Annotated in this window: 3 protein-coding genes; 1 reads left to right on the top strand and 2 read right to left on the bottom strand. The window is 73.9% G+C overall.

What is annotated here, in order from left to right; genetic code table 11:
* Both D476_RS0127885 and D476_RS0127880 read right to left on the bottom strand, forming a co-directional pair.
* A partial coding sequence (locus D476_RS0127885) for a response regulator transcription factor (protein ID WP_017627181.1) occupies window positions 1-230 on the bottom strand: 230 nt, incomplete at its 3' end.
* A 295-nt stretch (window positions 231-525) separates the two neighbouring features.
* A complete protein-coding gene (locus tag D476_RS0127880) occupies window positions 526-1,074 on the bottom strand; it encodes an ATP-binding protein (protein ID WP_017627180.1) in 549 nt (182 codons plus the stop codon).
* A 551-nt stretch (window positions 1,075-1,625) separates the two neighbouring features.
* Here D476_RS0127880 and D476_RS0127875 point away from each other — a divergent pair.
* Window positions 1,626-1,895 (top strand): DUF397 domain-containing protein, encoded by a 270-nt coding sequence (locus D476_RS0127875; RefSeq protein ID WP_017627179.1) that lies wholly within the window; start codon window positions 1,626-1,628, stop codon window positions 1,893-1,895.
* The last annotated feature ends 441 nt before the right edge of the window (window positions 1,896-2,336 follow it).

The following is a 2,336-nucleotide window of genomic DNA, read 5'->3' as shown; positions in this document are numbered from 1 at the left end:
CCCCCCGGGGGGGGGGAGCCGGTTTCGCGCAGGCGGCGCAGCACCGCGAAGCCGTCGCCGTCGGGCAGCCCCAGGTCGAGCCCCATCAGGTCGAAGCCGCCGGACAGGGCGTGGTCGACCGCCTCGCGGGCGGTGCCCACGACGGTGGCGGCGAACCCGTTGGCGACCAGCCCCTTGCGGACGAACGAGGCGATGCGCTCCTCGTCCTCGGCGATGAGGATGCGGCTCACGGGCGCCCCCTCGGGGGCGTGCGCCGGAGGCGGGGGCCGAACTGTCGCGCCGTCGAGATCAGCGGGGTCATGGCTCGATCATCGCGCGTTCGTGCGCTCACGGAGATGAAGGGGGGATGAGAGGTTCTTCATCCGCGGCGGTGGGCCCGTGGGGGAGGAAAGGGAGCGGGGTCGGCTGCGGGGGCGGGGGTTCGGGAACCGCGGGGTCTGTGGGGGACGTCGCCGCGGGATCCGGTGCGGGGGCGGGTCGGGGGTCGGGGCGGGAGGTGTGGGGGTCTCGGGGACCGGCGGGCGGTCAGTTCGCGTCGTCGTCGAAGGCGGCCCAGACGACCTTGCCCTGGCCCTCGAGGAGGTCCCAGCCCCATTCGGAGCTGAAGGAGTCGATGAGGTGGAGGCCTCTGCCGCCTTCGGCGCACCGGTCGGGGTCGACCCGGACAGGGACGGCCTTGCTGGGGTCGAAGACGAGGCATTCCAGTCGGGTGCCGCGGCGGACCAGGCCGAACTGGATGGACCAGTCGCCGGGCGGTCCCACCGTGGGGGCGGCGTGGCGGCAGGCGTTGGTCACCATCTCCGAGACCACCAGCAGCGCGTCGGAGCGCAGCCGGGTCAGTCCCCAGGTGGCCAGGACGCCGGTGGTGAAGTCGCGGGCCTGCTTGACCGAGGTGGCGTGGAACCCCAGGCCCTGGACCGCTGTGGCGCCGCGGACCAGGCGGTCGCCGACGGGCAGGGGGGCGGGGGACAGGCCCCTCCAGCAGGAGGCGGGGCCGCCGGTCGGCTGCAGCCGATCGCCGAACGCCGCCGAGAACAGGTCTCCGGAGCCTGAGTAAGCGGGGTGCGTGGTCATGTCGTCCCTTGCACTGCTGGCTGCTGCTGGGTTTCGGCTCGTCCGACCGAGGCCGCCGGCGCTCCTGGCGTGGATTACACCTGTAAGCACGGATGCACGTGCACGACCGCAGTCACCCCAGCAGTCTAATGAGGCGTGTGGCGGTTGTCGCCCCCCGGTCGCTTTGTTATCGAAACGTACCGAAACCAGGCCGAACGGCCCCGGAGGTCCACCTGGGCCCCCGCATCCACTTTGCCCCCACCCGGAACGACCTGCACGTTCTCCGTCGGCCCCGGCCGGGGGCGGCGAGGGGCGCCGCACGGCGCGGGCCGCATCCGGCCGACCGGATCCGGACGCCCTCTCCGGGCCGCCGCCCGGCCGTGACCACCGGCGGGACACCGACGGCGGCTCCCCGGTTACTGTCCGACTTATTGCCGTGCGGTGCATTTCTCCACTGAAGCGAAGATTATGGTTGGACGACGTAAGCACGGATGCAAACACGGATGCACGTGCATACCCTGATCTCGGCACCGCCGGTCCCCGGCCGCCGCACCCACCCGAAGGAGGCACGTATGACCCAGGCCGTCCCGGCACGCAACGGCGCGCCGGCCGACCGGCTCGCGGGCGCCGTGTGGCGCAAGAGCTCGCTGAGCAACCCCAGCGGCAACTGCGTCGAACTGGCCCGGCTGCCCGGCGGGGACATCGCCGTGCGCAACTCCCGCCACCCCGACGGCCCGGCGCTGATCTACACCCCGGCCGAGATCGACGCGTTCGTCCGGGGGGCCAAGCTCGGCGACTTCGACGACCTGGCGGCCGACGCCGGGTGCACCGCGCCGCGCTGAGGCCCGGCGGCCCCGCGGTCCACGACCGGGACCCGGCCGCCCCGGCGGCAGCGTCACCCCGCTCACGCTGCCGCCCACCAGGGACGTCGTTCGGAACACGGCCTGCCGCGCAGAGTCGCGTGGCCCGAACGCCGCCCCATGGACCGGCGCCGCCCTCCTCCGCCGGGGAGGGCGGCGCCCCTGCACCTCCGAGCCGCGCACTCGACCGGGACGCCACCGGGAGCCGGCGTTGAACACCGGCGTCCGCGCGGTTACCGTTGTCGCCGGAGACGACCGCGTCCGCTGTCCGCATGCCGAGACGCTCGCTCCACGGCGCGAGACCGGCCACCACACACTCCCCGCGCACGCTCCCCCGGAGGGCAGATGCAAGCAGCGCGATCAGAGGCGTCACCCGCCGCGAACGTCCTCGCACGGCCGCACGGCGGCCCCACCGTCCTGAGG

Source organism: Nocardiopsis chromatogenes YIM 90109 (assembly GCF_000341185.1).
Classification (GTDB): Bacteria; Actinomycetota; Actinomycetes; order Streptosporangiales; family Streptosporangiaceae; genus Nocardiopsis_A; species Nocardiopsis_A chromatogenes.
The sequence above is the reverse complement of the archived record's forward strand: the minus strand, read 5'-3'. Positions and strand labels throughout refer to the sequence as shown.

Bases quoted from the DNA above. Each gene is read 5' to 3' on its own strand.
- D476_RS0127875 (WP_017627179.1), top strand. From the start codon at position 1,626: ATGACCCAGGCCGTCCCGGCACGCAACGGCGCGCCGGCCGACCGGCTC.
- D476_RS0127880 (WP_017627180.1), bottom strand. From the start codon at position 1,074: ATGACCACGCACCCCGCTTACTCAGGCTCCGGAGACCTGTTCTCGGCG.